25 protein-coding genes and 1 pseudogene are annotated in these 24699 nt (G+C 67.9%); 19 read left to right on the top strand and 7 right to left on the bottom strand.

Features of this window, described 5'->3' with window-relative positions:
- Positions 1-483 (bottom strand): ribonuclease D (locus tag AC1DSO_RS20640; protein ID WP_477070591.1); only part of this gene is annotated, 483 nt, incomplete at its 3' end.
- 136 nt (positions 484-619) lie between these two features.
- Between AC1DSO_RS20640 and purM the strand changes: the two genes are divergently transcribed.
- From purM to AC1DSO_RS20605, 7 genes are all read left to right on the top strand, one after another.
- Complete coding sequence (gene purM, locus AC1DSO_RS20635) at positions 620-1645, top strand: phosphoribosylformylglycinamidine cyclo-ligase (protein ID WP_477070590.1); 1026 nt, start codon at positions 620-622, stop codon at positions 1643-1645.
- A gap of 162 nt (positions 1646-1807) precedes the next feature.
- Complete coding sequence (gene purN / locus AC1DSO_RS20630; RefSeq protein ID WP_477070589.1) at positions 1808-2395, top strand: phosphoribosylglycinamide formyltransferase; 588 nt, start codon at positions 1808-1810, stop codon at positions 2393-2395.
- A gap of 195 nt (positions 2396-2590) precedes the next feature.
- Positions 2591-2770, top strand: coding sequence for a hypothetical protein (locus tag AC1DSO_RS20625; RefSeq protein ID WP_477070588.1), 180 nt, complete (start codon positions 2591-2593; stop codon positions 2768-2770).
- A gap of 14 nt (positions 2771-2784) precedes the next feature.
- A complete protein-coding gene (locus tag AC1DSO_RS20620; RefSeq protein WP_477070587.1) occupies positions 2785-2967 on the top strand; it encodes a hypothetical protein in 183 nt (60 codons plus the stop codon).
- A gap of 64 nt (positions 2968-3031) precedes the next feature.
- Entirely contained in the window at positions 3032-3235 is a 204-nt protein-coding gene (locus AC1DSO_RS20615; protein WP_477070586.1) for a hypothetical protein, read from the top strand.
- A gap of 49 nt (positions 3236-3284) precedes the next feature.
- Positions 3285-4511, top strand: a complete 1227-nt coding sequence (locus AC1DSO_RS20610) for a beta-barrel domain-containing protein (protein ID WP_477070585.1) — start codon at positions 3285-3287, stop codon at positions 4509-4511.
- A 9-nt stretch (positions 4512-4520) separates the two neighbouring features.
- A complete protein-coding gene (locus AC1DSO_RS20605) occupies positions 4521-6638 on the top strand; it encodes a peptidase domain-containing ABC transporter (RefSeq protein WP_477070584.1) in 2118 nt (705 codons plus the stop codon).
- 43 nt (positions 6639-6681) lie between these two features.
- On the opposite strand, the gene AC1DSO_RS20600 is transcribed toward AC1DSO_RS20605, so the two are convergent.
- Positions 6682-7287 (bottom strand): YoaK family protein, encoded by a 606-nt coding sequence (locus tag AC1DSO_RS20600; RefSeq protein WP_477070592.1) that lies wholly within the window; start codon positions 7285-7287, stop codon positions 6682-6684.
- Here AC1DSO_RS20600 and AC1DSO_RS20595 point away from each other — a divergent pair.
- Positions 7171-7431: pseudogene (locus AC1DSO_RS20595) on the top strand (hypothetical protein); the annotation flags it as partial. The gene AC1DSO_RS20600 and the pseudogene AC1DSO_RS20595 sit on opposite strands and share 117 nt — an antisense overlap.
- Here AC1DSO_RS20595 and ndk read toward each other — a convergent pair.
- Positions 7406-7825 carry a nucleoside-diphosphate kinase gene (gene ndk, locus AC1DSO_RS20590; protein WP_477070583.1) on the bottom strand — a complete coding sequence of 140 codons (420 nt, stop codon included), beginning with the start codon at positions 7823-7825 and terminating at the stop codon, positions 7406-7408. The pseudogene AC1DSO_RS20595 and the gene ndk overlap by 26 nt on opposite strands.
- A gap of 96 nt (positions 7826-7921) precedes the next feature.
- On the opposite strand from ndk, the gene AC1DSO_RS20585 reads away from it, so the two are divergent.
- Together AC1DSO_RS20585 and AC1DSO_RS20580 are read left to right on the top strand one after the other, a co-directional pair.
- Positions 7922-9787, top strand: coding sequence for an ABC-F family ATP-binding cassette domain-containing protein (locus AC1DSO_RS20585; RefSeq protein WP_477070582.1), 1866 nt, complete (start codon positions 7922-7924; stop codon positions 9785-9787).
- Between the two features lie 93 nt (positions 9788-9880).
- On the top strand, positions 9881-10282 hold the full coding sequence (locus AC1DSO_RS20580; RefSeq protein ID WP_477070581.1) for a hypothetical protein: 402 nt from the start codon (positions 9881-9883) through the stop codon (positions 10280-10282).
- Between the two features lie 57 nt (positions 10283-10339).
- On the opposite strand, the gene AC1DSO_RS20575 is transcribed toward AC1DSO_RS20580, so the two are convergent.
- Genes AC1DSO_RS20575 through AC1DSO_RS20565 form a run of 3 tightly spaced genes read right to left on the bottom strand, consistent with a single transcriptional unit; the run spans position 10340 to position 12650 of the window.
- Positions 10340-10684, bottom strand: coding sequence for a peptidase inhibitor I78 (locus tag AC1DSO_RS20575; RefSeq protein WP_477070580.1), 345 nt, complete (start codon positions 10682-10684; stop codon positions 10340-10342).
- Positions 10681-11142 carry a DNA polymerase III subunit chi gene (locus AC1DSO_RS20570; RefSeq protein ID WP_477070579.1) on the bottom strand — a complete coding sequence of 154 codons (462 nt, stop codon included), beginning with the start codon at positions 11140-11142 and terminating at the stop codon, positions 10681-10683. The genes AC1DSO_RS20575 and AC1DSO_RS20570 overlap by 4 nt, the downstream gene beginning before the upstream one ends.
- A gap of 26 nt (positions 11143-11168) precedes the next feature.
- Positions 11169-12650: a leucyl aminopeptidase gene (locus AC1DSO_RS20565; protein WP_477070578.1), complete on the bottom strand. Its 1482-nt coding sequence runs from the start codon at positions 12648-12650 to the stop codon at positions 11169-11171.
- A 226-nt stretch (positions 12651-12876) separates the two neighbouring features.
- On the opposite strand from AC1DSO_RS20565, the gene lptF reads away from it, so the two are divergent.
- The 6 genes from lptF to rsmA all read left to right on the top strand — a co-directional run bounded on the left by lptF (position 12877) and on the right by rsmA (position 20931).
- A complete protein-coding gene (lptF, locus tag AC1DSO_RS20560) occupies positions 12877-14019 on the top strand; it encodes an LPS export ABC transporter permease LptF (protein ID WP_477070577.1) in 1143 nt (380 codons plus the stop codon).
- Positions 14016-15116: an LPS export ABC transporter permease LptG gene (gene lptG, locus AC1DSO_RS20555; RefSeq protein WP_477070576.1), complete on the top strand. Its 1101-nt coding sequence runs from the start codon at positions 14016-14018 to the stop codon at positions 15114-15116. The genes lptF and lptG overlap by 4 nt, the downstream gene beginning before the upstream one ends.
- Complete coding sequence (locus AC1DSO_RS20550) at positions 15109-17535, top strand: LPS-assembly protein LptD (protein WP_477070575.1); 2427 nt, start codon at positions 15109-15111, stop codon at positions 17533-17535. Before lptG ends, AC1DSO_RS20550 begins: the two co-directional genes overlap by 8 nt.
- Positions 17536-17706: 171 nt before the next feature.
- Complete coding sequence (locus AC1DSO_RS20545; RefSeq protein ID WP_477070574.1) at positions 17707-19092, top strand: peptidylprolyl isomerase; 1386 nt, start codon at positions 17707-17709, stop codon at positions 19090-19092.
- Positions 19089-20090 (top strand): 4-hydroxythreonine-4-phosphate dehydrogenase PdxA, encoded by a 1002-nt coding sequence (pdxA, locus tag AC1DSO_RS20540; RefSeq protein WP_477070573.1) that lies wholly within the window; start codon positions 19089-19091, stop codon positions 20088-20090. Before AC1DSO_RS20545 ends, pdxA begins: the two co-directional genes overlap by 4 nt.
- 22 nt (positions 20091-20112) lie before the next feature.
- Entirely contained in the window at positions 20113-20931 is an 819-nt protein-coding gene (gene rsmA / locus AC1DSO_RS20535) for a 16S rRNA (adenine(1518)-N(6)/adenine(1519)-N(6))-dimethyltransferase RsmA (RefSeq protein ID WP_477070572.1), read from the top strand.
- 160 nt (positions 20932-21091) lie between these two features.
- Here rsmA and AC1DSO_RS20530 read toward each other — a convergent pair whose 3' ends face one another.
- Positions 21092-21514: a MerR family DNA-binding protein gene (locus AC1DSO_RS20530; protein WP_477070571.1), complete on the bottom strand. Its 423-nt coding sequence runs from the start codon at positions 21512-21514 to the stop codon at positions 21092-21094.
- Between the two features lie 69 nt (positions 21515-21583).
- On the opposite strand from AC1DSO_RS20530, the gene AC1DSO_RS20525 reads away from it, so the two are divergent.
- The 3 genes from AC1DSO_RS20525 (at position 21584) to AC1DSO_RS20515 (ending at position 24600) form a co-directional block, all read left to right on the top strand.
- Positions 21584-22330 (top strand): MauE/DoxX family redox-associated membrane protein, encoded by a 747-nt coding sequence (locus tag AC1DSO_RS20525; protein ID WP_477070570.1) that lies wholly within the window; start codon positions 21584-21586, stop codon positions 22328-22330.
- Positions 22331-22407: 77 nt separating this feature from the next.
- Positions 22408-24057 carry a sensor histidine kinase gene (locus tag AC1DSO_RS20520; RefSeq protein WP_477070569.1) on the top strand — a complete coding sequence of 550 codons (1650 nt, stop codon included), beginning with the start codon at positions 22408-22410 and terminating at the stop codon, positions 24055-24057.
- A gap of 285 nt (positions 24058-24342) precedes the next feature.
- Positions 24343-24600, top strand: coding sequence for a GlsB/YeaQ/YmgE family stress response membrane protein (locus AC1DSO_RS20515; protein ID WP_047405154.1), 258 nt, complete (start codon positions 24343-24345; stop codon positions 24598-24600).
- The last annotated feature ends 99 nt before the right edge of the window (positions 24601-24699 follow it).

Below are 24699 nucleotides of genomic sequence, written 5' to 3'. Positions count from 1 at the left end.
GAACAGGGCGGCCAGGTGGGTGACGTCGGCCAGGGCGTAGGTCAGCTGGGCTTCGGACAGCGGCCGGCGGGCCCAGTCGGTGAACCGGCTGGACTTGTCCAGGTCGATGCGCAGCATCTGTCGGACCAGGGCGTCATAGGCGATCTGCTCGCCGAACCCCGCCGCCATGCCGGCGACCTGGGTGTCGAACAGCGGCCGCGGCATGGCCTTGAGATTGTTGAAGATCTCGACGTCCTGACGGGCGGCGTGGAACACCTTGAGGATGCTCTCGTCGCGCATCACGACCAGCAGGGGCTCGAGGTCGATGCCTTCGGCCAGCGGGTCGATGACGGCTTCGTGCGTGGGCGAGGCGACTTGGATCAGGCACAGTTTCGGCCAGTACGTCGTCTCGCGCATGAACTCTGTGTCCACCGCGACGAAAGGCTCGCCCCGCAGCTCATTACAAAACGCCGCCAGCTCGGCGGTGGTGGTGATCGGCTTCATCCGCTGCTAATAGCCTCGCGCACCCCCGAGTCTGCAAGCGTCAAGACGCGTGAAGCGGCGCCGGGGAGCAAATTTTCCGCGAGTTCGGTGGATCCCGTCATCCTCCGATAGACCCAGAGCGAGCGCCAGAGCCACCATGAGCGATCTGCCCAACGGCCTTACCTACGCCCAGGCGGGTGTCGACATCGACGCGGGCAATGCGCTCGTGGACGCCATCAAGCCCCTGGCCAAGGCCACCCGCCGCCCTGGCGCGGAAGCCAGCCTGGGCGGTTTCGGCGCCCTGTTCGACCTGAAGGCGGCCGGCTACGAGGACGCCCTGCTGGTCACCACGACCGACGGCGTCGGCACCAAGCTGCGGATCGCCATCGACTCAGGGATGCACGCCACGGTCGGCATCGACCTGGTGGCCATGTGCGTCAACGACCTGCTGGCCCAGGGCGCCGAGCCGCTGATGTTCCTGGACTATTTCGCCACTGGCAAGCTGGACATCGAGGTCGCCAAGAGCGTCGTCGCCGGCATCGCCGACGGCTGCAAACTGGCCGGCGCGGCCCTGGTCGGCGGCGAAACCGCCGAAATGCCSGGCATGTACAGCGACGGCGAATACGACCTGGCCGGCTTCTCGGTCGGGGCAGTCGAGCGCGACGGCGTCCTGCCCAAGCTGGACAAGCAGCGGGCCGGCGACGTGATCATCGGCCTGGGCTCGTCGGGCCCGCACTCCAACGGCTATTCGCTGGTGCGCCGCGTGGTCGAGCGCTCGGGCCTGGCCTGGGACGCCCCCTGCCCGTTTGAAGACGGCAAGACCCTGGCCGAAGCCCTGATGGCCCCGACCCGCATCTATGTGAAGTCGCTGCTGCCCTTGCTGCAGTCCGGTCGGATCAAGGGCGGGGCCCACATCACCGGCGGCGGCCTGATCGAGAACCCGCCCCGCGCCATCGCCGAGGGCCTGGAAGCCCAGTTCGACTGGAACGCCTGGCCGCTGCCGCCCGTGTTCGAGTGGCTGGCCCAGGTCGGCGGCATTTCGGAACACGAGATGCGCCGCACCTTCAACTGCGGGGTGGGCTTCATCGTCATCGTCGCCCAGGCCGACGCTGAACCGGTGCTGGCCGCCCTGCTGAACGCCGGCGAGGACGCCTTCATCTGCGGCCAGCTGGTCAAGGCTTAGAAGTCCCCTTCTCCCCTTGCGGGAGAAGGTGGCTCGCGAAGCGGGTCGGATGAGGGGTCGCGCGGCGACGTCGGTTCGCGGCTGACCCATTCTTCGACCCTTCATCCGTCGCCGATGGCGACACCTTCTCCCGCAAGGGGAGAAGGATCGGGGGATGGAATTGTGACCCAACGCACGAAAGTCGCTGTCCTGATCTCGGGCCGGGGCTCCAACATGGAGGCCCTGGTCCGCGCGGCGCAGGCGGAAGGCTGCCCGTTCGAGATCGCCCTCGTCCTGGCCAACAAGCCGGACGCCGGCGGCTTGGCCGTCGCCGCCGAGGCGGGCGTCGAGGCGCTGTGCGTCGACAGCAAGCCGTTCGGCAAGGACCGCGAGGCCCACGAACGCGCGATTGACGCGGCCCTGCGCGAGCGTGGGATCGAGGTCATCGCCCTGGCCGGCTACATGCGGATCCTCACCCCGTTCCTGGTCGACGCCTGGGAGGGCCGGATGCTGAACATCCACCCGTCCCTGCTGCCGGCCTATCCGGGCCTGGACACCCACGGCCGCGCCCTGGCGGCCGGCGAGCTGGAAGCCGGCTGCACGGTCCACCTGGTCACCGCCGGCGTCGACGAAGGCCCGATCCTGGGCCAGGCCCGCGTGCCGATCCTGCCCGGCGACGACGACCACACGCTGGCGGCGCGGGTGCTGGAGCAGGAGCACAGGCTTTATGCCGAAACGCTGGCGGCCTTCGTACGCAGCCGTCTAGTCTGAGCTCGACGCCCCAGGGCTCAACGCTCTGATTTCCTAGACCTCTTGGCTTCTTGAGCGTCGCCGCGCCGCCTCAGCGGGCGCGGACGCCCTTTCATGTGCGCAGCCGGCGCCCATCGCGAAACCTTAGGAAGAATCTAGTGGACTCCTATCTCAAGGTTGTGCAACCTCACGTGGTCTCAACCTTTGGAGGGCTTCATGCAAGAACTGACTTGGGAAGAAGTGGATGTCGTGGGCGGCGGCGGCGATCGCCGTGACGCCTTCCTCATCGGCGCCGGCGTCGGCGGACTGATCGGCGCTGTGGGCGGCGTCCCCGGCGCCGCTGCCGGCGCGCTCATCGGCGGGCTCTTGGCGCTCGCCGTCTATGAAATTCCTTGAAATCGGAGGATCCTATGCAAGACCTTTCTCAAGCTGAAATCGACCTGATCGGCGGCGGCAACTACGACGACGTGCGAACGGTCGCCGTCGCCACCATCGTCGGCGCGGGCATGGGCGCGGTGCTCGGTCCCGTCGGCGTGCTCGCCGGCGCCGCGAGCGGGTTCATGCACGGGCTTCTGATCAGCCAGCTCGACTGAACTTGAAGACAAGGGCGGCTCCTCTCCGGAGCCGTCCGCTTCACGCGATCATCCGGAGAACACCATGGGCAAAAGCGTGCAAGAGAACATCCGGGCCGTGGCCAGCAGGTTCCACATCATGGCCCCCTGTCTGCTTCTGGTCGCGGCCATCTTCGCGAAGAACCATGATCCTGTCGGGCTCGGCGCCTGCGCGATCGTCGGAGCCGTGTTCCTCGGCATGAAGGTGCTGGAGGTCATCTGGCGCAAACGCTCCGTCGCCGGCGCCTGATCCGCCGCTCTCGTCGCGCCGCGCCAGTCATCCGGACGTTTGGGACGCCATGCTTTTCAGACAGGAAGCCGTTCAGGCCAAGGCCGAGAGGTTATCGGGCGATGTCTCCATCGCCGTTCCAGTCTCGTGGCAGGTCATCGGCTATGGTCTAGGCGCCGCCGTCGCGGTCGCCGTCATCTTCGCGTCCTTCGCGCGATACGCGCGCATCGAGACCGTCACCGGCGCGCTCGTGCCTGACGCCGGCGTCTCGATGGTGGTGCCGACCCGAGCCGGCGTCATCTCGGCCATATCGGTTCGCGAAGGACAGTTCGTGCCAGCCGGAGCCGAGCTCGCGGCGATCCGGGCGGAGGAGGATGGCGCGGGGGGCGTATCCGCGGCCGCCCGGCTTGAAGCGGCGATTTCGCGCCAGGACGCCAGTCTTGGCGTCCAGGCCGACGCCGTCCAAGCCGCCGCCGCCGCGCAACTTGGTCAGCTGTCCGCGCAGCGCGCTGGCCTGAACGCCGAAATCGGCCAGGTTCAGTCGCAGATCCTCCTTCAGCAGGGCCTGGTCACGTCCGCGTCCAGAGACCTGGATCGCGCGCGCGCCTTGTCCGCGCAGGGCTTCCTCAGCCCGCGCGAGATGCAGAACCGCGAAGAAGTTCTGCTCACCCGTCAGCAGTCCCTGGCCCAGCTGCGGCAAGCGCTGGAAACCCGCAAGAGCGCCCTGGCCGAGGCCGAACGCGCCTCGTCCCAGGTCGCCGCCCAGGCTCGCGTCCAGGCCGCTAGTCTCTCGGCTTCCCGAGCGGAGGTCGCGCAACTCGCCGCCAGCGCCGACGGCTCCAGGGCCTATGTCCTGAAGGCTCCCGTCGCCGGCCGCGTCACCGCCCTCACCGCCCGGGTTGGCGCGCCCGCCAATCCACAGACCCAGCTGATGACGATCGTCCCCACGGGTTCGGTGCTGCGCGCCGAACTGGCCGTGCCGAGCTCCGCGATCGGCTTCGCCAAGCCCGGGCAGGACGTTCGGCTCGCGGTCGACGCCTTCCCCTACCAGCGGTTCGGCGCGATCAGAGGCCGGATCCTCACGGTCGCTTCCAGCCCCGTGACGCACCAAACTGCGGCGGGCGGTCCTATTCCGGTTTATCCGGTGCAGGTGGCGCTGTTGCAGGAGCACGTCGCCGCATTCGGGCGCGAGGAAGCGTTGATGCCCGGCATGACCTTGACGGCCCGGATCGTCACCGAACGACAGTCCCTGCTCGAATGGCTGTTCGAGCCGCTCTTCGCCGTCAGGCGACGGTAGAAGGCCTCCATGCTCGATCTGGGATTTGTCAGCCGTTCGCGCGTCAAGCTGGTTCGCCAGACCGAAATCGCCGAATGCGGCCTCGCGTGCTTGGCCATGGTCGCCAACTACCACGGCCTGCACATCGACCTCGGCGCGCTGCGGCGGCGGTTCGCCCCTTCGCTGCGGGGGGCCAGCCTGCGGTCGCTGATCGGCCTTTCCGACAAGATGGGCCTGACGCCGCGAGCCGTTAAGCTGCCGCTGGAGCAATTGGCCAATCTGCATATGCCCGCCGTTCTGCACTGGGACATGAACCATTATGTCGTGCTGGAGAGCGTGCGGAACGGCCGGGCCCTGATCCACAACCCCGACGGACGGTCGACCTGGACGCCGCTGGACGAGGTCTCCCGACGCTTCACCGGCGTGGCGCTAGAGCTTCGACCTAGCGAGACCTTCGAACGGGGCGACCAGCGCGAACGGCTGCGGATTTCGCAGCTGTGGCGGCGCATGACCGGCATGCGGCGCACCCTTGCCCAGGTGCTGGTGCTGAGCCTGGTGCTGCAGGCCTTCGTGCTCGCCTCGCCGTACTACATGCAGATCGCGCTGGACAACGCGCTGCCGGCGCTGGATTCGAACCTGCTGACGGTGCTGGCGGTCGGGTTCGGGCTTTTCACGCTGATCAACGCCGGCGCGACGCTGTTGCGATCGTTCGTGCTGCTGGTCGCGGGTACGACCCTGGGCTTCTCCCTCGCGTCCAATATCGCTCGGAAGCTGTTTCGCTTGCCGATCGAGTGGTTCGAGAAGCGTCACACAGGCGACATCCTGTCGCGCTTTCAGTCGATCGCGCCTATTCAGAACCTGCTGACCCAAGGGGCCGTCGCGGCGGTGGTGGACGGCGCCATGGCGTTGTTCACCCTCGCATTGATGCTGTTCTACAGCCCGCTCCTGACCTTGGTCGCCGTCCTGGCTTTCGCGCTCTACGGCCTGGTGCGCGCGGTGTCGTTCTCGCTGGAGCGAGAGGCCAAGGAGGCGGCGATCATCGCGGCCGGCAAGGAGCAGTCGACGCTGATCGAGAGCCTGCGCGGCATGACCACGTTGCGGCTGTTCGGTCGCGAGACCCTGYGGCACGTATTGTGGCAGGGCCGCATGGCGGACGCCGTGAACGCCAATGTCCGGGTGYCTCGTATCGCCGTCTGGCAGTCGGCGGCCAATACGTTGATTTTCGGCCTCGAAAACGTCGTCAGCATCTGTCTCGCGATCGGCTTCGTCATCGACGGCGCCGGCTTCAGCGTCGGCATGGTTTTCGCCTACATGGCCTACAAGACCCAGTTCATTCAGAAGGCGGCGGGTCTGATTGACCAGTTCGTCGCGTTCCGAATGATCAGCCTGCATTTGGAGCGGCTCTCGGACATCGCGCTGACGCCCGAGGACAAGAGCTTCGGTCAGAGCGCCGAGCGCGAGACCCAGCTCAAGGGGCGTGTAGAGCTGCGGAACGTCTTCTATCGCTACGCCCCCAGCGACCCGATGATCCTGGATGGCGTGAGCATGGTCGTGGAGCCGGGCGAGCACGTCGCGATCACCGGCCCATCCGGCGGCGGCAAATCGACCCTGGTAAAGCTTTTGCTCGGCTTGGCCGAGCCTGACGGCGGCGAGGTGCTGGTCGATGGCATGCCCCTCGACCGGTTCGGCCATAAGAGCTTCCATGAGCAGGTCTCCGCAGTCCTGCAGGACGACAGCCTCTTCGCGGGATCTCTGTCTGAAAACATCGCGTTGTTCGACGAGGTGATCGACATGCAGCGCGTCGCCGCCGCCGCGGCGGCCGCCTCGATCCATGACGATATCCTGCGAATGCCGATGCAGTACGAGACCCTGGTCGGCGACATGGGCTCGACCCTCTCCGGCGGACAGAAGCAGCGCGTTCTGCTGGCGCGGGCGCTCTATCGTCTGCCCAAGGTGCTGGTGATGGACGAGGGAACCGCCCACCTCGATGTCGCCCACGAAACGGCGGTCAACGCCGCGATCGGCGCCATGGGGATCACGCGCATCATCATCGCCCACCGCCGCGAAACGATCGAGGCGGCTCAACGGGTCTACGTCATGGTGGGCGGCAAGCTTCATGCGATCGATCGGAACGCTGCGGCGGCCTAGTCCGCTGGAGAGCCACGGTGGCTCACGTCGAAAAGCCCCCGCCCTAGGCGCTCCTCCAGCGACGCTCGGCCCAGATCGCGCCGCCAGTGACGACGGCCACCGCGACCCACAGCGCCGACGCGCCAACCGTCACATAGGTCAGCGCCCCCAGGGCGCCGCCGGCCGCCAGGCCCAGCCAAAGTAGGACATAGCGCGGCCAGTCCGACGGTTCGCCGCCGACCAGGGCGCCGGCGATGCGCTGGCCGGCCTTGACCAGGGCGCCGGTCATGTAGGTCAGGCCTACCGCGACATCGCCATTGCGCTGAAACACCGCGTTCTCGGCCCCCATGGCCATGGCGACGGCCGTGACGCCGGCCGTATCGTAGCCCAGCGCCAGCAGGGCCGCGCCGCTGGCCAGCAGGACCGCCTCCAGCACCAGGACCGGCGAGCGCCGGCTTTCGCCGAACGCCCGGGCGGTCAGGGCGCCCAGCACGACCCCGGCCACGAACGAGGCCACCAGAGTCAGCACGGTCAGCACCGCGCCCGCGTTCCCCGTCGCCAGCCCGACGCCCAGCCGCGTGGAGTTGCCGCTCATGAACGAGACGAAGAACCCGCCCAGCTTCAGAAAGCCGATCGCGTCGACATAGCCGGCCACGCCCGACAGCGTCACCGCCAGCACCACCTCGCCCCGTTCGTAGTGCTTCACGTCCAGTCCCCGCTCCAAAAGAAAACGGCCGGATCGTCACCGATCCGGCCGCCTCGCGTCACGAGAAAAGTCGCGCCAAGCCTTAGCCGACGATCTGGTCTTCCGTGAAGAACTGKGCGATTTCGATCGCGGCGTTCTCCAGGCTGTCCGAGCCGTGGACCGAGTTTTCGCCGATCGACAGGGCGAATTGCTTGCGGATGGTGCCTTCGTCGGCGTTGGCCGGGTTGGTGGCGCCCATGACTTCGCGGTACTTGGCGACGGCGTTGTCGCCTTCCAGCACCTGCACGACGACCGGCTCGGCGGTCATTTGGCCGACGAGTTCGCCGTAGAACGGACGCTCGGCGTGCACTTCGTAGAACTTCTTGGCTTGGGCGTCGGTCAGCTTCACGCGACGCTGAGCGACGATGCGCAGGCCAGCGGCCTCGATCACAGCGTTGATGGCGCCGGTCAGGTTGCGACGGGTGGCGTCCGGCTTGAGGATCGAGAAGGTGCGTTCGGTCACGAGATATCTCACACGAAGAGTTGTGGATTGGGAGGTTGCGGGCTTATAGCCGGGCGCCTCCTCCCCGCCAACCCCGCGTGCGTGCCTTAAGAACCTATGCTCCAGATCAATGACCTGACCTTCAATGCCTGGGGACGGAAGTTCTTCAACCATGCCAGCGTGAGCCTGCCGCCCGGCGCCAAGGTCGGCCTGATCGGCCGCAACGGCGTGGGCAAGTCCACCCTGTTCAAGCTGATCCTGGGCCAGCTGCACGCCGGCGACGACGAGATCAGCCTGCCCAAGGCCGCGCGGATCGGGTCGGTGGACCAGGAGCACCCGGCCACGCCCTTCACCCTGCTGGAGACGGTGCTGGAGGCCGACGAGGAGCGTCACAGCCTGATGACCCGGCTGGACACGGCCGATCCCGAGGAGATGGGCGAGATCTGGGCCCGGCTGATCGAGATCGACGCCGACTCCGCGCCGGCGCGCGCCTCGGAAATCCTGGTCGGCCTGGGCTTTTCCCAGGAAGACCTGGCGCGGCCGATGAGCGAGTTCTCCGGCGGCTGGCGGATGCGCGTGGCCCTGGCCGCGGCGCTGTTCGCCGAGCCGGACATGCTGCTGCTGGACGAACCGACCAACTATCTCGACCTGGAAGGCGCGCTGTGGCTGGAGGCCCGCCTTCAGAAGTACCCGCACACCGCCCTGATCGTCAGCCACGACCGCGAGCTGCTCAACAACAGCTGTACGCACATGCTGCACCTGGCCGGCGGCAAGCTGGAGCTCTACACCGGCGGCTACGACGACTTCGAGAAGCGCCGCGCCGAGAAGGCCCGCCTGCAGCTGTCGGCCAAGGCCAAGCAGGACGCCGAGCGCGCCCACCTGCAGGCCTTCGTCGACCGCTTCAAGGCCAAGGCCTCCAAGGCCGCCCAGGCTCAGTCACGGATGAAGCGCCTGGCCAAGATGGAGCCGGTGGCCACCACGATCGAAGAGCGTGTCGCGCCCTTCACCCTGCCCTCGCCGCCGCGCCCGCTGGCGCCGCCGCTGATCCGCCTGGAACGGGCGAACGTCGGCTATGAGGAAGGCCGCTCGATCCTCAAGAACCTCAACCTGCGCATGGACCTGGACGACCGCATCGGCCTGCTGGGCGTCAACGGCGCGGGCAAGTCGACCTTCGCCAAGATGATCGCCGGGGCCCTGGGCGTGCAGTCGGGCGAGTTCCACCGCGACCGCAAGATGCGCGTGGGTTGGTTCCACCAGCACCAGATCGAGGCGATGGACCCCGAGGACACCCCGCTGGAGATCATCCGCCGGGCCATGCCGGACGCTTCGGAATCCTCGCGTCGCTCGAAACTGGCGCAGTTCGGCCTGGGCTTCGACAAGCAGGAGACCACGGTCGCCAACCTGTCGGGCGGCGAGCGCGCGCGTCTGCTGCTCAACATGGTGGCCATGGACGCGCCGCACATGCTGATCCTCGATGAGCCGACCAACCACCTGGACATCGACAGCCGCCGCGCCCTGCTGGACGCGCTGAACGACTACGAGGGCGCGGTGATCCTGATCACCCACGACCGTTCGCTGATGGAACTGGTCGCCGACCGCCTGTGGCTGGCCGCCGACGGCACGGTGAAACCGTTCGACGGCGACATGGACGACTACGCCAAGTTCGTGCTGGAGCGCGCCAAGCAGGCCGTGAAGCCGACCCAGGTGGCGCGAGACCTGGAGCCAGCGGCGACACCCGCGAAGAAGAAGACCGCCGTCGAGCCCCTGCGCCGCAAGGTCGAGGCCGCCGAACAGGTGATGACCCGCTGCACCCGCAACCTCGCCGAGCTGGAAGCCCAGCTCGAGGATCCGGCCCTCTATGTGAAGAACCCGGGCAAGGTGGCCGAGCTGACCAAGCGCCGCGACAACGCCAAGACCAAGCTGGAAGAGGCCGAGGCGGCCTGGATGGGCTTGGCCGAGGAACTGGCCGAGGCCGAGGCGTAAGCTTAACCACAGGCTCGGCAAGGTTTAGGGTGAACGCGCGCTAAACCATGTCGTTTAGCCATTCCGCGACATCTGGGGCGCAGTCTGCGTCCCATGAGCACCGCCCATCCCCGCAACCATGTCGTGGCCAATCCGGAAGGATTGTCCGCCCACGCCGTCCTCGAGGCGTTCGCCGATTGGGTGAACGCGCGGATCGGCGAGGCCATGCGGATCGAGATGGACCTGGCGTTCCGCGACCGTCCATTCGACGTCGAGGTCGGCCGCACCCCGGCCCTGGTCGGCTGGGAACACAAGTTCATCCAGCCCGGCGCCGCCGCCCCGCGCGGCAAGATGTGGACGGTCTACCGCCTGCAYGACCAGACCGGCCGCCCCGCCCACCTGCCGCAGTCCGGCGACCTGGTCGAGGACCTGACGCCGCTGCTAGGCGAACTGGGCTATCTGGGAATCTTCGACGGCGAGGTCGCGCTGTTCCCTGGCGTGGGCAAGCGCAAGTAAACCCCTGAAGCCTCCTTCACGGAAAGGCTCGATCAGGACGCCGTCAGCATGGCGGCCTCAGCCACATTTCACTTCCTGGACGATCCCCGTATCGGCGTTGAACAGGATGTTCAGCCGGTCGGCGCGATAGTCCATGGTCACTGGACAGGTCGTGCAGGCCACCCGCCAGCGCGACGGATCGACGGGGGCCGGCAGGCTGGTGCGCGGCTTGCCGACGAAGGCTTGCGCGTCCTTCAGGCCGCACTGGTCCTTGTCGGCCTCGGCGGTGGGCGGCTTGGCCGGCATGGCGACGGCCGGCGGCGCGGTGGGCGTGCTGGGCGGCGGCGGCGGGGCCGGCTCGGGCGCGCTGGAGCACGAGGCCAGGACGAGACCCAAGGCCAGAACTTGCACCAAGCGCTTCATGCCTGCTTCTCCCAACCGCGTTCGGCGCCCTGGCGCCAGTAGGACACCGGATGCCCGGCCTTCTTGAACACCGACCAGCGGCCTCGCGCCAGCGCCAACGCCTGGTCATCCCGGCCGTCGAACAGCAGGATGCAGCGCGAAACCCCTGAAAGATCTCCAGGTTCGGCCCCGTCGATCAGGAACAGCGCGTCGCCCCCGTTGGGGTTCCCGTCCTCGCCGGTCAGCAGCACCGGCTGGCGCTCGGCCATCGGTTCGCCGATCACGCCATGCGGCAGGAAGCTGTCCTCGCGATAGGTCCAGAGGTGCTGGTCCAGCGCCTCCAGCCGCCGAGGATCCCCGCCGCGCACCAGCGCCTTCCAGCCCCGCCCCAGCGTCTTCTCCAGCAGCTCGGGCAGCACCGCCTCGAGCGGTGAGCGCTCCAGGTGGTAGAACCAGACGTCGCAAGGGCTAGCGGTCATCAAAATTCCCTGACAGCTTTCCTGGATCAGCCTTCGTAGGCGTCGGCGACGAGGCGGTTCAGCAGGCGGACGCCGAAGCCGGCCGCGCCGTCCGGCACGGTCGGGTCGGTCGAGGGCTTGCGCCAGGCCACCGAGGCGATGTCCAGGTGCGCCCACGGCGTGCCGTTGACGAACTTCTGCAGGAACAGGCCGGCGGTGATCGACCCGGCCGGGCGGCCGCCGATGTTCTTCATGTCGGCGATCGGGCTTTCGATCTGCTTCTCGTAGGCGGCCGGCAGCGGCAGGCGCCACAGGGTCTCGCGCTCGCCCTTGCCGGCGGCGAGAAGCTTCTCGGACAAGCCATCGTTATTGCTGAACAAACCGGCGTAGTCATGACCCAGGGCGATGATGATCGCGCCGGTCAGGGTGGCCAGGTCGATCATGAACTGGGGCTTGAAGCGGTCCTGGCAGTACCAGAGCGCGTCGGCCAGCACGAGGCGGCCCTCGGCGTCGGTGTTGATCACCTCGATCGTCTGGCCCGACATCGAGGTGACCACGTCGCCGGGACGCTGCGCATTGCCGTCGGGCATGTTCTCGACGAGGCCCAGGATGCCGATGGCGTTGACCTTGGCCTTGCGGCCGGCCAGGGTGTGCATGACGCCGGTCACGGCGGCCGCCCCGCCCATGTCCCACTTCATGTCCTCCATGCCGTCGGCCGGCTTGATCGAGATGCCGCCGGTGTCGAAGCAGACCCCCTTGCCGACGAAGGCGATCGGTTGCGCCGACTTATCGACCGCGCCCATCCACTTCATGATGACCAGCTGGCTCTCGCGGACGCTGCCCTGGCCGACGCCCAGCAGGCTGCCCATGCCCAGCGCCGCCATGGCCGCCTCGCCGAGAACCTCGACCTCGAGGCCCAGGCTCTCCAGGCTCTTGGCGCGAGCGGCGAACTCTTCGGGATGCAGGATGTTGGCCGGCTCGGAAACGAGGTCACGGCTGAAGACGATGGCGTCGGCCAGGGCGGACAGCGGCTCATAGGCCTTCTGGGCCTTGACCGGATCGGCGGCGGCGACCTTGACCACCTGGACCGACGGTTTCTTCTCGGCCTTCTCGGTGGTGCGGTACTTGTCGAAGCGGTAGGCGGCCAGGCGGGCGCCAAAAGCGGCGCGAGCCGCGCTCTCGGCGTCGGCGCCCAGCTTCAAAACGAGTTCGGTGACGCCGGTGGTCTTCACGGCCTGGTAGGCCGAGGCGGCGGCGGTCTCGACGGCTTCCGGCTCGACGGCGCCCGAGCCGTCGACGCCGACCAGCACCAGGCGGGCGGCTTCCAGGCCGTGGGGAGCGACGACGTCCAGGGTCTGGCCCTTGGCGCCGGTGAAGCGGCCGCCGGCGATGGCGCGCGCCAGGGCGCCGCCGGTGGCCTCGTTGGCCGCCTTGGCCTCCGGCGACAAGGCCGCGCCCTCGTGAGCCAGGACCGCGAGGGCGGCCGTGGCGCCGGCCTGGGTGTCGACGGGGACGAACTCGATACGCATGCCGCGCTCCTGCATCTGGGCGACTTCCAAAACGGCGCGCCGCAAGGGCCCGCCGTTCTTTGACCTAAGGCGGCATAGTCCAATGCCGCGCCTTAGAAAAGGCTCCGTTCGCCCCCACTCGGGACAGTCAAGTTAGCTCCCCGGTTGTGCCGACGCGAAGCCCCCGTGTAGAACGGCGCATCTTCGGGGTTCGTCCCACGAATCCATCCGCCCCGAACGTCTCTTCATGCGCCTCATTGAACGTTATCTTTTCCGCCAGTTGCTGGGTCCGACGCTTCTGGCGACCGGGGCCTTGGTGGCGCTCGCCTTGTTGGCGCGCAGCCTGTCGGAATTCGACGTCCTGGTCGAACAGCGCCAGAGCGCCCTGGTCTTCCTGAAGATCATCGTGCTGGCCCTGCCCCAGCTACTCAGCATCATGATGCCGCTGGCCCTGTTCGTGGCCGCGCTGGTAGCCGTGAACCGGCTGCACACCGAGCAGGAGATCGTCGTCTGCTTCGCCGGCGGCATGAGTCGCTGGAGCGTCATCTCGCCGGCCATGCGGCTGGGAGTGCTGGCGGCCTTGGTTTCGCTGGTCAGCGGGCTGTGGCTGCAGCCCTGGAGCGCCCGCCAGATCCGCGAGAYGGCCTTCGAGATCAAGACCGACGTGGCCTCGACTCTGGTCCAGCCGGGTCAGTTCACCGAGCCGGGCCCGGGCCTCACGGTCTATGCCCAGTCGATCGACCGCGACAACAAGATCCAGAACCTGTTCATCCACCAGGAACTGCCCAACGGCGCGGCCTCGACCTATTCGTCGCGCGAGGCCGAGATCGCCACCCGCCGGGGCGAGCCGGTGCTGATCATGCGCCACGGCTCCAACCAGCAGTTCTCGCGCCAGGGCGTGCTGCAATACACCTCGTTCGACGAGTACACGTTCGACCTGTCGCCCCTGGCGCACGGCGACGAGCTGCTGCATTACAAGATCGCCGACCGTTATCCGCACGAGCTGTTCTTTCCCGACATGACCCAGGACTGGGAGCAGCGGAACGCCGGCAAGATGCTGGCCGAGGGCCATTCGCGCTTCGCCGGCCCGCTCTACAACATCGCGCTGATGACCATGGCCCTGGCGGCCGTGCTGGGCGGCTCGTTCAGCCGCATGGGATACGGCAAGCGGATCGCCGCCGTCGGCGCGGCGGCGGGTGTCGTGCGCATTCTCGGATTCGGCGTGCAGGCGGCCTGCGAGGACAGCGCCTGGCTGAACGTCCTGCAGTACATGGTTCCGCTGGCGGCCATGTGGTGGGGTCTGTCGCAGATCTTCCGCCAGAAGGTCTCCACGCGTCGCAGGGCCAAGTTGGCGAAGACGGCCTCGGCCTGGGCGGGAGCGGCCCGATGACCATGGGCATGCTGGAACGCTACGTCCTCAAACGCACCATGAGCGCCCTGGTGGGCGCCCTGGCCGTGCTGGGCGCGATGGTGATGCTGATCGCCTTCGTCGACATCGCGCGCAACGTCGGCACACGAGCCGACGCCAGCTTCCTCCAGCTCCTCTACCTGACGATCCTGCAAGCTCCCGCCACCATCCTGGTGCTGGCCCCGTTCGTCTTCCTGTTCGGCACCATGTGGGCGTTCGTCGAGCTGAACCGGCGCAGCGAGCTGATCGCCATGCGCGCGGCCGGCGTCTCGGCCTGGCGCTTCATCATGCCGGCGGCCTTGGCCTCGTTCGTGATCGGCCTCCTGACCATCACCCTGCTCAATCCCCTGACGACGGCGATGACCGCCAAGTTCGAGACCGAGCGCGACAGGGTGATGAACGGCTATCTGAAGGAAACGCCCAAGGGCACCTGGCTACGCCAGGGCGACGACAAGACCCAGATCGTCATTCGCGCCCGGGCCCGCGACGTCATCGACGGCTCGGTGCGACTGAAGGGCGTGTCGCTGTTCGTCTACAGCCTCAACAACAAGGGCGTGATGGACTTCACGCGCCGCATCGAGGCCAACGAGGCCAAGCTGGAGCCGGGCTTCTGGCGCCTGACCGGCGTGCGCGAGGCCACACCCGGCGCCGGGGCGATCCGCTCCGACAGCCTGTCGATCCCGTCGAACCTGGACGACCGCACGGCGTCCGAGCGGTTCAACACGCCCCAGGCGGTGGCCTTGTGGCGCCTGCCGGCCACGATCCAGCGCACCGAGGACGCCGGCTTCTCGGCCGCGCCGTTCAAGCTGCGCCTGCAACAGGATCTGGCCACGCCCCTGCTCTTCTCGGCCATGTCGGTGCTGGCGGCGGCGTTCTCGCTGCGCCTGATGCGCCTGGGCGGCCTGGCGGCCCTGGCCGGCTCGGGTGTCGCTCTGGGCTTTGGATTCTTTTTCTTCAACGAGCTTTGCAGCACGTTGGGCAAGGCGGATGTTCTGGCCCCGTCCATCGCCGCCTGGACACCGCCGATTATCGCGATTTTGGCGGGCTTCACTTTGCTTTGCTATACGGAAGATGGGTGAGTCATTGCTTCCAAGGTTGTCCATGACTGAATCGCGTCCCAGCGCCGCTTGTCGCGTGCTGCTCCTGAGCAGCGCGGCGTCGTGGGCGCTCGCCTGCGCGGGCGCGGCCCACGCTCAGCAGAGCCTCGTTTCCATCCCGCCGATCCCCGTGGTCTCGACCGCCCCGTCCGACGGATTGGGCGACGAGGGCTACTATCTGGAATCGGACCTGCTGATCCGAGACGACAGAAACCAGATCATGACCGCCACCGGCTCGGTCGAGGCCCGCTACCAGGGCCGCACCCTGCGCGCCGACAAGGTGGTCTACGACAACAAGACCGGCGCGGTGACCGCCGATGGTCACGTCCAGCTGATCAATCCCGATGGCACGGCCGAATTCGCCGACCACCTGGAGGCCGACAAGGACTTCAAGGCGGGCTTCGCGCGCAACTTCGCCGCCCGCCTGGACCAGAACATTAAGGTGGCTTCGGCCACCGCCGTGCGCCGCAACGCCAATATCCAGGAACTGAACAAGGCCATCTACACGCCCTGCGAAGTCTGCGCCGAGAAGCCGAAGCCGACCTGGTCGGTCTCGGCCGACAAGATCGTCCAGGATAAGCAGCGCCAGATGATCTACTACAAGAACGCGGTCATCCACCTGTGGGGGGCGCCGGTTCTCTACATGCCGCTGTTCTGGCACCCCGATCCGCAGGCCAAGCGCAGCTCAGGCTTCCTGGCGCCGAAGATCGACTTCTCCAAGGGCCGCGGGATCTCGTACCAGCAGCCCTATCTGTACGTGATCTCGCCGTCGTCGGACGTGGTGCTCACCCCGCAGATCAACAGCCAGGTGAACCCGTTCCTGAACGTGAACTACCGCAAGCGCTTCTATTCGGGGATGCTGGAGGCGCGCGGCGGCTTCACCTACGACAAGGAATTCGACATCAAGGGCGACCGCTTCGGCGAAGCGACCCTGCGCAGCTACATCCTGGCGCACGGCAAGTTCGACATCGATCAGCACTGGAAGTGGGGCTTCTCGGCCGAGCGCGTCTCGGACGCCCTGCTGTTCGACAAGTACAAGATCAACGACGTCTACCAGCAGCGCGGCCTGTTCACGAGCGACGACCACCGGCTGGTGTCGCAGCTCTACACCACGCGCCAGGACGCCCGGTCGTGGCTGTCGGTCTCGGCCGTCTCGGTCCAGGGCCTGCGCGTCGTCGGGATCAATTCGACGACCAACTCGGCCAACGCCTTCGAGAACAGCGGCGCCTTCCCGTTGATCGGTCCGCTGGTCGAGGCGCGTTGGGAGCCGAACAGCCCGGTGCTGGGTGGCCGCCTGCGCCTGCAGGGCTCTGGCGTGGTGCTGAACCGCTCGGAGTCGCAGTATGGCGAAGCGCCCTACTTCCTGCCCGGCTACAAGGGCGAGAACGGCGTCGACTCCAGCCGCGCCAGCTTCAAGGCCGACTGGCGCGCCAGCCGGATCGTCGGGCCCGGCCTGAAGATCTCGCCATTCGCCCAGGCGCGCGGCGACGCCTACTCGATCAAGACCTTCGTCACCCCCGCGGCCGCGGCTCTGGGCGACGACGCCAAGGAAACCTACACCCGCACCCTGGGCGTGGGCGGCGTCGACTTCAGCCTGCCGTTCTACAAGCCGCTGACGAATGGCGGCAGCATCGTGCTGGAGCCCCTGGCCCAGGTCGCCGTGGGCTCCGACAGCTCGCGCGTGCCCGTGGTGGTCGCCCGCAATGGCGCGACCAGCTACCTCTACAACGAGGACAGCGCGACGCTGGAGTTCGACGAGACCAACCTGTTCCAGGCCAACAAGTCACCCGGCTTCGACCTCTATGAGGGCGGTCAGCGCCTGAACGTCGGCGGCCGCGCCACCTACAGCCGTCCCGACGGCCGGGGCGGCAGCATCCTGGTCGGCCGCAGCTTCCGCACCAAGTTCGATCCGCTGCTGCCGGCCCGCACCGGCCTGCAAAGCAAGTCCTCCGACTGGATCGTGGCGGCCACGGTCACCCCGATCCGAGGGGTCAACGCCTTCGTTCGCACGCGCCTTGACGCCCAGACCCAGGAGATCCACCGGATCGAAACGGGCGTCGACGCCTACACGACGCGAGCCAGCGGCTCGATCCGCTACCTGAAGGACGAACTGGACTCCAACGGCGCCCGCCAGGAAAACTTCGAAGCTAGAGGCGAACTCAAGCTGACCAAGCGCTTCTCGCTGACCACCTTCGGCCAGCGCGACATGGTGCAGGACGTCTGGCGCCGCCGGGACGTAGGCGTCGCCTACCAGGACGACTGCATCCGCATCGACGTGATCTACCAACAGGAAGACCGCTACGCCTCGACGGCCAGCGGTCTTCGGCTGCAGCCTGACCGAACCATCGTGTTCCGCCTAACGCTCGCCACATTAGGTGATACAGGGTACAGCTCGAACTAAGTAACCGCGCTTGGGGGCGTGCGGGGCGGCCCGCATGCTTCGCGCGCACGCCTCGGGGGCGACGGCCGAAAGGAAAAACCGCCGGCTTCGGCGATCGCCGCCCCCGAAACACAAGATAAACCGACCGCGCCCCCGAGGGGGCGGCCTGGGCCTAGAGGAACGACACTATCCATGCGGTCTGCGCGTAGCGTTACGACTTTCGCGGCCGGCGCCGCGTCCATCCTCGCCCTGACCGTGGCGAGCCTCGGCTTGCCGTCCCTGGCGCAGGAACAACCCGCGGCTCAAGCCGCGCCCGCCCAGGACGCGCCGCCCCAGGTCGCGGCTCCGCCGGCCGCCGCGCCGGCGCCCGCCGCGCCTCAACCCCTGTCGGAGAGCGTCTCGGCCGTCGTCAACGACGACATCATCTCGAGCTACGACCTGATGCAGCGCATGCGCCTGCTGATGGCCACCTCGGGCATGCAGCCGACCCAGGAGAACCTGCCGCAGATCGAGCAGGAAGCCCTGCGCTCGCTGATCGACGAGCGCCTGCAGATGCAGGAGCTGAAGCGCGTCGAGAAGCAGCAGAAGATCACGATCATCTCGACCGACAAGGAGGTCGAGGAGCAGATCGGCGATATCGCCCAGTCCAACAAGATGACCCCCGACCAGCTGAAGCAATCGCTGGTGGCGCAGGGCATCGGCCTGGAAACCTGGCGCGCCCAGTTGCGCGCGGACTCCAGCTGGCAATCCTGGATCCAGGGCCGCTACGGTTCGCGCCTGCGCATCGGCGAGGACCAGATCAAGGCCTATCAGCGCCGTCTGGCCGAGTCGGCCGCCAAGCCGCAGTACCAGATCAGCGAAGTCTTCCTCGACGCCAACCGTGTCGGCGGCATGGAGGTCGCGGTCAACGGCGCGGCCCAGCTGCTCACCCAGATGCAACAAGGCGCGCCGTTCGCCGCCGTCGCCCGCCAGTTCTCGGGCTCTGCCACCGCGGCCAACGGCGGCGACGTGGGCTGGGTCAACCAGGGCGAAATGCCGGCCGAGGTCGACGCGGCGCTGGAGCAGCTGCGCCCCGGCCAGTTGTCCAAGCCCATTCAGGTCAAGGACGGCGTCTACATCATCTATCTGCGCGACAAGCGCGCCGGCTCGAAGACGGCGATCGTCGATCTCAAGCAGGTCGCCGCCCCGCTGGCCGCCGACGCCACCCCGGCCCAGGTCGAGGCGGCCACCAAGCTGCTGACCGACCTGAAGCCGAAGATCACCAGCTGCGCGACCCTGGAAGCCGCCGCCGGCAAGGTGGACGGCCTGGTCGCCGGCGACCTCGGCGAGGCCGAGATCACCGACCTGGCCCCAGCCTTCCAGGACGCGGCCAACAAGCTGGAAGTGGGCCAGATCTCGGACCCGATCCGCACCGACGCCGGCATGCACCTGATCGCGGTCTGCGGAAAGCGCCAGGGCGGCGCCAACGCGCCGACGCACGAGCAGATCGAGAACCGCCTGCGCGGCCAGCAACTGGCGCTGATCGCCAAGCGCTACCTGCGTGACCTGCGCAATCAGGCCACCATCGAGACCCGGTGACGCCGCGCCCGCTCGCCCTCAGCGCCGGTGATCCGGCCGGCGTCGGGGCGGAGATCATCGCCAAGGCCTGGCGCGCCCTGCGCGAGGACGGTCCGCCCTTCGTGGTGGTCGGCGACGCCCAGCTGCTGGCCTCGGCCGGCGGCGAGGTGAAGGTGCGGCGCGTGCTCAGCCCCAAGGAGGCGCTGGACGTCTTCGCCGAGGCCCTGCCGGTCATTGACATCCCCCTGCTCTCGCCCGTCGTCTCCGGCCAGCCCTCGCCCACCTATGCGCCGCAGGTGATCCGCTGGATCGAGACCAGCGTCGGCCTGGCCCTGTCCGGCGCGGTCAGCGGCCTGGTCACCGCCCCGATCGCCAAGGCCCCGCTGTACGAGGCCGGCTTCAAGTTTCCGGGCCATACCGAGTTCCTGGCCGAGCTGACCGCCGCCGAGCGCTTCGAGGGCGCGCGGGGGCCGGTGATGATGCTCGCCGCCGGCGACCTGCGCACGGCCCTGGTGACCATCCATACGGCGCTCCTGAAAGTCCCCGGCGCCTTGTCGACCGAGGCGATCGTCAACAGCGGCCTAGTCACCGCCGAGGCCCTGCGCCGCGATTTCGGCATCAAGGCCCCGCGCCTGGCCGTCGCCGCCCTCAACCCGCACGCCGGCGAAGGCGGAGCCCTGGGCCGCGAGGAGATCGAGATCATCGCCCCGGCCGTGCGCGTGCTGCAGGACCTGGGCGTCGACGCCCACGGCCCCGCCCCGGCCGACAGCCTGTTCCATCCCGAGGCCCGGGTTCGCTACGACGGCGTCCTCTGTATGTATCACGACCAGGCCCTGATCCCGGTCAAGATGCTGGACTTCTGGGGCGGGGTGAACATCACCCTGGGCCTGCCGATCGTGCGGACCTCGCCCGACCACGGCACCGGCTTCGACATCGCTGGACGCGGCCTGGCCCGTCCCGATAGCTTGATCGCCGCCATCCGCCTGGCGGCGCAGATCGCCGCCCGCCGCGACGCCTGAAGAAGACCGGAAAGCATAGACGATGAGCCTGGCCGACCTGCCGCCCCTGCGCGAGGCCCTGGAACGCCACGACCTGCTGGCGCGCAAGAGCTTCGGCCAGCACTTCCTGCTGGATCTCAACATCACCCGCAAGATCGCGCGCCTGGCCCAGATCGGCGAAGGCGACACGGTGGTCGAGGTCGGACCCGGGCCCGGCGGCCTGACCCGCGCCCTGCTGGAAACCGGCGCCCGCGTCGTGGCCATCGAGAAGGACAGCCGCTTCCTGCCGCTGTTGTCCGAGGTCGCCGAGGTGGCTGACGGCCGCCTGGAGCTGGTCGAGGGCGACGCCCTGAAGGTCGACGCCGCCAAGGCCGCCGGAGGACCGGCGCACGTGGTCGCGAACCTGCCCTACAATGTCGGCACCCAGCTCCTGATCAACTGGCTGACGGGCCCGTTTCGGCCGCTGTCGATGACCCTGATGTTTCAGAAGGAAGTCGCCGACCGCATCGTCGCGCATACTGACGACGACGCTTACGGCCGCTTGGCCGTGATCTCCCAGACCCTGTGCGAAGCCAAGACGGTCATGGACCTGCCGGCCAAAGCGTTCACCCCGCCGCCCAAGGTCGCCTCGGCCGTGGTCCGTCTGATTCCCAGAAGCGATCCGCCGCCCGCCGACGTCGTCGCGGCCCTGGAGCGCGTCACCGCCGCCGCCTTCGGCCAGCGCCGCAAGATGCTGCGCTCCAGCCTCAAGGGCCTGGGCGGCGGGGCCCTATGCGAAAAGGCCGGCGTCAATCCGGACTCCCGGGCCGAGGTCATCGACCTGGCGGGCTTCCTGGCTCTGGCGCGGGCCAGTCTTGGCTAAGCTTCAGCTTGGGTTCATCTAGGAACGCGCTTCCTGGCCGGCATCCAGCCGCCGAGGGAGCCGCCCATGCTCATCCGCCTGACCATCGCCTGTGTCCTGATCGGCTTCTCGGCGCTGTCGATCGCCGCCGAGGGTTCACCCCGCCTTGGCGCCAGCACGGCTATCGGACATCGAACGCTTCGATGATCGGGCACGGACCGATGTCCGACGCCGCGCAGGCCCGTGCTAGCCGCGCCAAGGCCTCCCGCGCGGCCTGAAGCTCGGCGATCTTGGCGTCCAGGGCGGCGATCCGCTCGGCCGCCAAGGCCCTGGCCCGCGCCCGGTCCTGGCCAGCGTCGAGGTCCAGCAATTCACCGATCTGTTCCAGGGTGAAGCCGGCCGCCTGGGCCTGGCGGATGAAGCGCAGCCGGCGGACGTCGTCGGCGTCGTATCGCCGGATCCCGCCCGACAAGGCCGAACCACCGGTCTTCCCGGGCGTTCGAAGCAGGCCTCGGCGCTGGTAGTAGCGCACCGTCTCCACGCCGACGCCGCCCTCGCGCGCCAGCCCCGCGATAGTTTGCTCAGAAATGGGCGTCATCGCCATGCCTTGACTCCGTACCATGGTACGGACCCTACATGGGGCGGGTCCAGTCGCGAACCAAGGAGTGATGCGATGCGCCCCCACCAGAAAGCCGTGCTCTACCGCATGGTCATGCCCGACCACACCTGTCCGTACGGACTCAAGGCCCTGCACCTGCTGAAGGCCAAAGGCTACGATGTCGAGGACCACTGGCTTCACACCCGGACCGAGACCGACGCCTTCAAGGCCGAGCACGGCGTCAAGACCACGCCCCAGGCCTTCATCGACGGCCAGCGGATCGGCGGCTACGACGATCTGCGCCAGCACTTCGGCGCTCGGGTCCGCGATCCCAAGGCCCTGACCTATACGCCGGTGATCGCCGTCTTCGCCGTCGCCGCCCTGATGGCGCTGGCGGCCAGCCAGGCGGTTTTCCACACGCCGCTGACGGTCCAGGCCGCCGAATGGTTCGTCGCCTTCAGCATGAGCCTGCTGGCCATGCTGAAATTGCGTGACGTCGAGACGTTCTCGACCATGTTCCTCAACTACGACCTGCTGGCCCGGCGCTGGGTCCCTTATGGCTATGTCTATCCTTTCGCCGAGCTGACGGCGGGGGTGCTGATGGCGGCCGGCGTGCTGACCTGGCTTTCCGCGCCGCTGGGCCTGTTCATCGGCGGGATCGGGGCGGTGTCGGTGTTCAAGGCCGTCTATCTGGACAAGCGCGAGCTGAAATGCGCCTGCGTCGGCGGCGACAGCAACGTGCCGCTCGGCTTCGTCTCGCTGACCGAAAACCTGATGATGGTGGCCATGGCCGCCTGGATGCTGGTCGGCCGCCACGGCTGATACGGATCCCCGCGCCAAGGCCTATTGACGGTTGAGGCGATGCTCTTCAGCCTTAGCGTGGGCTGAGCGGGGCGAATGTGACCACCAACAATGCGGTGAAAGCGCCATCGACGGTCGCGCGGCGCCTTCTCTTCATGGCCCTGACCCTGGCCGCGCCCGCCATCCTGCTGATGGGCGCGCTGGTCGCCATGCAATACGCCGAGGGCGAGCGGCGCTTCTCCACCCAGCTCGTCGCCATGACCCGCGCCCTGTCGCTGGCCACCGATCGCCAGATCGGCCAGGGCCAGAGCGTGCTGCAAGGCCTGGCCGTGTCGCCCGCCCTGGCCGAGGGCGACATGACGACCTTCGAGAAGCAGGCGCGCGAGGCCGTGGCGGGGCGCGAAGGCTGGATCGTGCTGATGACCATGAATCGGCAGCTGATCAACACCCGGATAGCGCCTGGCGCGCCAACGCCCTACGGGCCCGTCACGCCGTCGTCCTGGCGCGAAATGACCACGGGCAAGTCGAACGTCAGCAATTTGATCCCGCGTCAGGGGGCCACCCCCATCATCGGCGTCAATGTGCCGGTGCTGGTCAGGGGCAAGGTGCTGGTGTTGGCCTATATGCAGCACCCGGCGAACTTCCACGCCCTGATGACCGCCCAGGCGTTTCCCGACACCTGGACGGCCAGCATCGTCGATCGCAACGCCGCCCTGGTGGCCCGTTCGCGCGACCAGGAGAAGATGCTGGGCAAGCAGGCTAGCCCGGACATGCGCAATGCCATGGCCCGCGCCAACGAGGGCGTAATCCACAGCCGCACGCTCGACGGGGTCAAGACGCTGTCGGCCTTCAGCCGCTCGCCGACCTACGGCTGGACCTTCATCGTCGGCGTACCGCGCGACGAACTGAATCGGGCGGTGGTGAGCTCGCTGGGACCGGCCCTGGGCGGCGCGGCCCTGCTGATCGCGCTGGGCGTGGTCGCCGCGATCGGTTTCGCGCGGCCGATCTCGCGCGACGTGCGCGGCCTGGTTGCCGAGGCCGAAGCCCTGGCGGCCGGCGCGACGCTGGATCCCGCCCCCTCGCACCTGCAGGAGATCGCCGAGGTGCGCGGCTCGTTAAGGGCCGCCGCCGACATCCTGCGGGCCCGCGAGGACGAGGCCCGCCAGGCCGCCGAACGCCAGCAGCTGATGATCAACGAGCTGAACCACCGGGTGAAGAACACCCTGGTGGTGGTCCAGTCCCTGGCCCGGCACAGCCTACGTGAAGGCGGCGAGAACGGCCTGGCGCAGTTCAACGACCGCATCCACGCCCTGGCCAGCGCCCACGACCTGTTGACCCGGCGCAGTTGGGAAGGCGCGGACCTCGGCGAGATTCTGGCCGAGGCGCTGGAGCCCTATATCAGCCAGGTGACACTGGAGGGGCCGCCCCTGCCCCTCCCCCCCAACGCCGCCGTGGCCCTGGCGATGATCTTTCACGAGCTGGCCACCAACGCCTCCAAGTATGGCGCTCTGTCCACACAGGCTGGCCGCGTCGCCGTGACCTGGAGCCACGAGGCCCGCGCCCGCCTCGTCCTGACCTGGCGCGAAAGCGATGGCCCACCGGTCGCGCCGCCGCGGCGCAGCGGTTTCGGCTCGCGCCTGATCGCCGCCAGCCTGAAGGGCGAACTCGCCGGATCCTCCCGATTCGACTACGCACCGGGCGGATTGACCTGCGTGCTGACGATTCTCGCCCCGCCGCGAGGCGCCTGAACGACGGATCGTCGCAGCGCCCCGATGTCGCCTTGGCCCGGCCACGAAGCATCTGCAATAGCTGCATCACCGGTCGTAGGGGAAGTTGCGTGATGAGCCTGACATTTTTGATTGGCGCCGTTCTGGGCTCGGGCCTGTTCATCGCGCTGGGTCGCGCCCCGGCCGAGAAGTTGATCGCCTATGTTCAGGACCGCGTGAAGCGTTAGACCTTCTGGGAACTAACGGCGCCGTCGGGCTCTTGATTGAGCAGGGTCGCACAGGGCGACCGCTCACGGAGTCCCTACGATGTCCATTCTCGCCTGGCTCCTTCTGGGCCTGATCGCCGGCTTCATCGCCAGCAAGCTCGTCAACCGCACCGGCAGCGGCGTGCTGCTGGATATCGTGCTCGGCATCGTCGGCGCGTTCGTCGGCGGCTGGCTGTTCAACCAGTTCGGCAACAGCGGCGTATCGGGCTTGAATCTCTACAGCCTGGCCGTGGCCACGGTCGGCGCCATCGTCGTACTGGCGCTGTATCATTTGATCTTCGGCCGTCGCGCGCTCTAGAGCCTGTCCGTTTCTGATGGAAACATCAGAAACGGATAAACAGGCTCTATCTCAAGCATTTAGAGCGTGGCAGTCGCCGAAACCGCTCACTCTTTCGGC

It is taken from the genome of Caulobacter sp. P4_E5, from assembly GCF_056401555.1.
This window is presented reverse-complemented; position numbering and strand designations above follow the sequence as displayed.

Coding starts and splice junctions, on each gene's coding strand:
- AC1DSO_RS20625 (WP_477070588.1), top strand. CDS start 2,591: ATGCAAGAACTGACTTGGGAAGAAGTGGATGTCGTGGGCGGCGGCGGC.
- AC1DSO_RS20620 (WP_477070587.1), top strand. CDS start 2,785: ATGCAAGACCTTTCTCAAGCTGAAATCGACCTGATCGGCGGCGGCAAC.
- AC1DSO_RS20615 (WP_477070586.1), top strand. CDS start 3,032: ATGGGCAAAAGCGTGCAAGAGAACATCCGGGCCGTGGCCAGCAGGTTC.
- AC1DSO_RS20610 (WP_477070585.1), top strand. CDS start 3,285: ATGCTTTTCAGACAGGAAGCCGTTCAGGCCAAGGCCGAGAGGTTATCG.
- AC1DSO_RS20585 (WP_477070582.1), top strand. CDS start 7,922: ATGCTCCAGATCAATGACCTGACCTTCAATGCCTGGGGACGGAAGTTC.
- AC1DSO_RS20575 (WP_477070580.1), bottom strand. CDS start 10,684: ATGAAGCGCTTGGTGCAAGTTCTGGCCTTGGGTCTCGTCCTGGCCTCG.
- AC1DSO_RS20570 (WP_477070579.1), bottom strand. CDS start 11,142: ATGACCGCTAGCCCTTGCGACGTCTGGTTCTACCACCTGGAGCGCTCA.
- AC1DSO_RS20565 (WP_477070578.1), bottom strand. CDS start 12,650: ATGCGTATCGAGTTCGTCCCCGTCGACACCCAGGCCGGCGCCACGGCC.
- lptG (WP_477070576.1), top strand. CDS start 14,016: ATGACCATGGGCATGCTGGAACGCTACGTCCTCAAACGCACCATGAGC.
- AC1DSO_RS20550 (WP_477070575.1), top strand. CDS start 15,109: ATGGGTGAGTCATTGCTTCCAAGGTTGTCCATGACTGAATCGCGTCCC.
- AC1DSO_RS20545 (WP_477070574.1), top strand. CDS start 17,707: ATGCGGTCTGCGCGTAGCGTTACGACTTTCGCGGCCGGCGCCGCGTCC.
- rsmA (WP_477070572.1), top strand. CDS start 20,113: ATGAGCCTGGCCGACCTGCCGCCCCTGCGCGAGGCCCTGGAACGCCAC.
- AC1DSO_RS20530 (WP_477070571.1), bottom strand. CDS start 21,514: ATGGCGATGACGCCCATTTCTGAGCAAACTATCGCGGGGCTGGCGCGC.
- AC1DSO_RS20525 (WP_477070570.1), top strand. CDS start 21,584: ATGCGCCCCCACCAGAAAGCCGTGCTCTACCGCATGGTCATGCCCGAC.
- AC1DSO_RS20515 (WP_047405154.1), top strand. CDS start 24,343: ATGTCCATTCTCGCCTGGCTCCTTCTGGGCCTGATCGCCGGCTTCATC.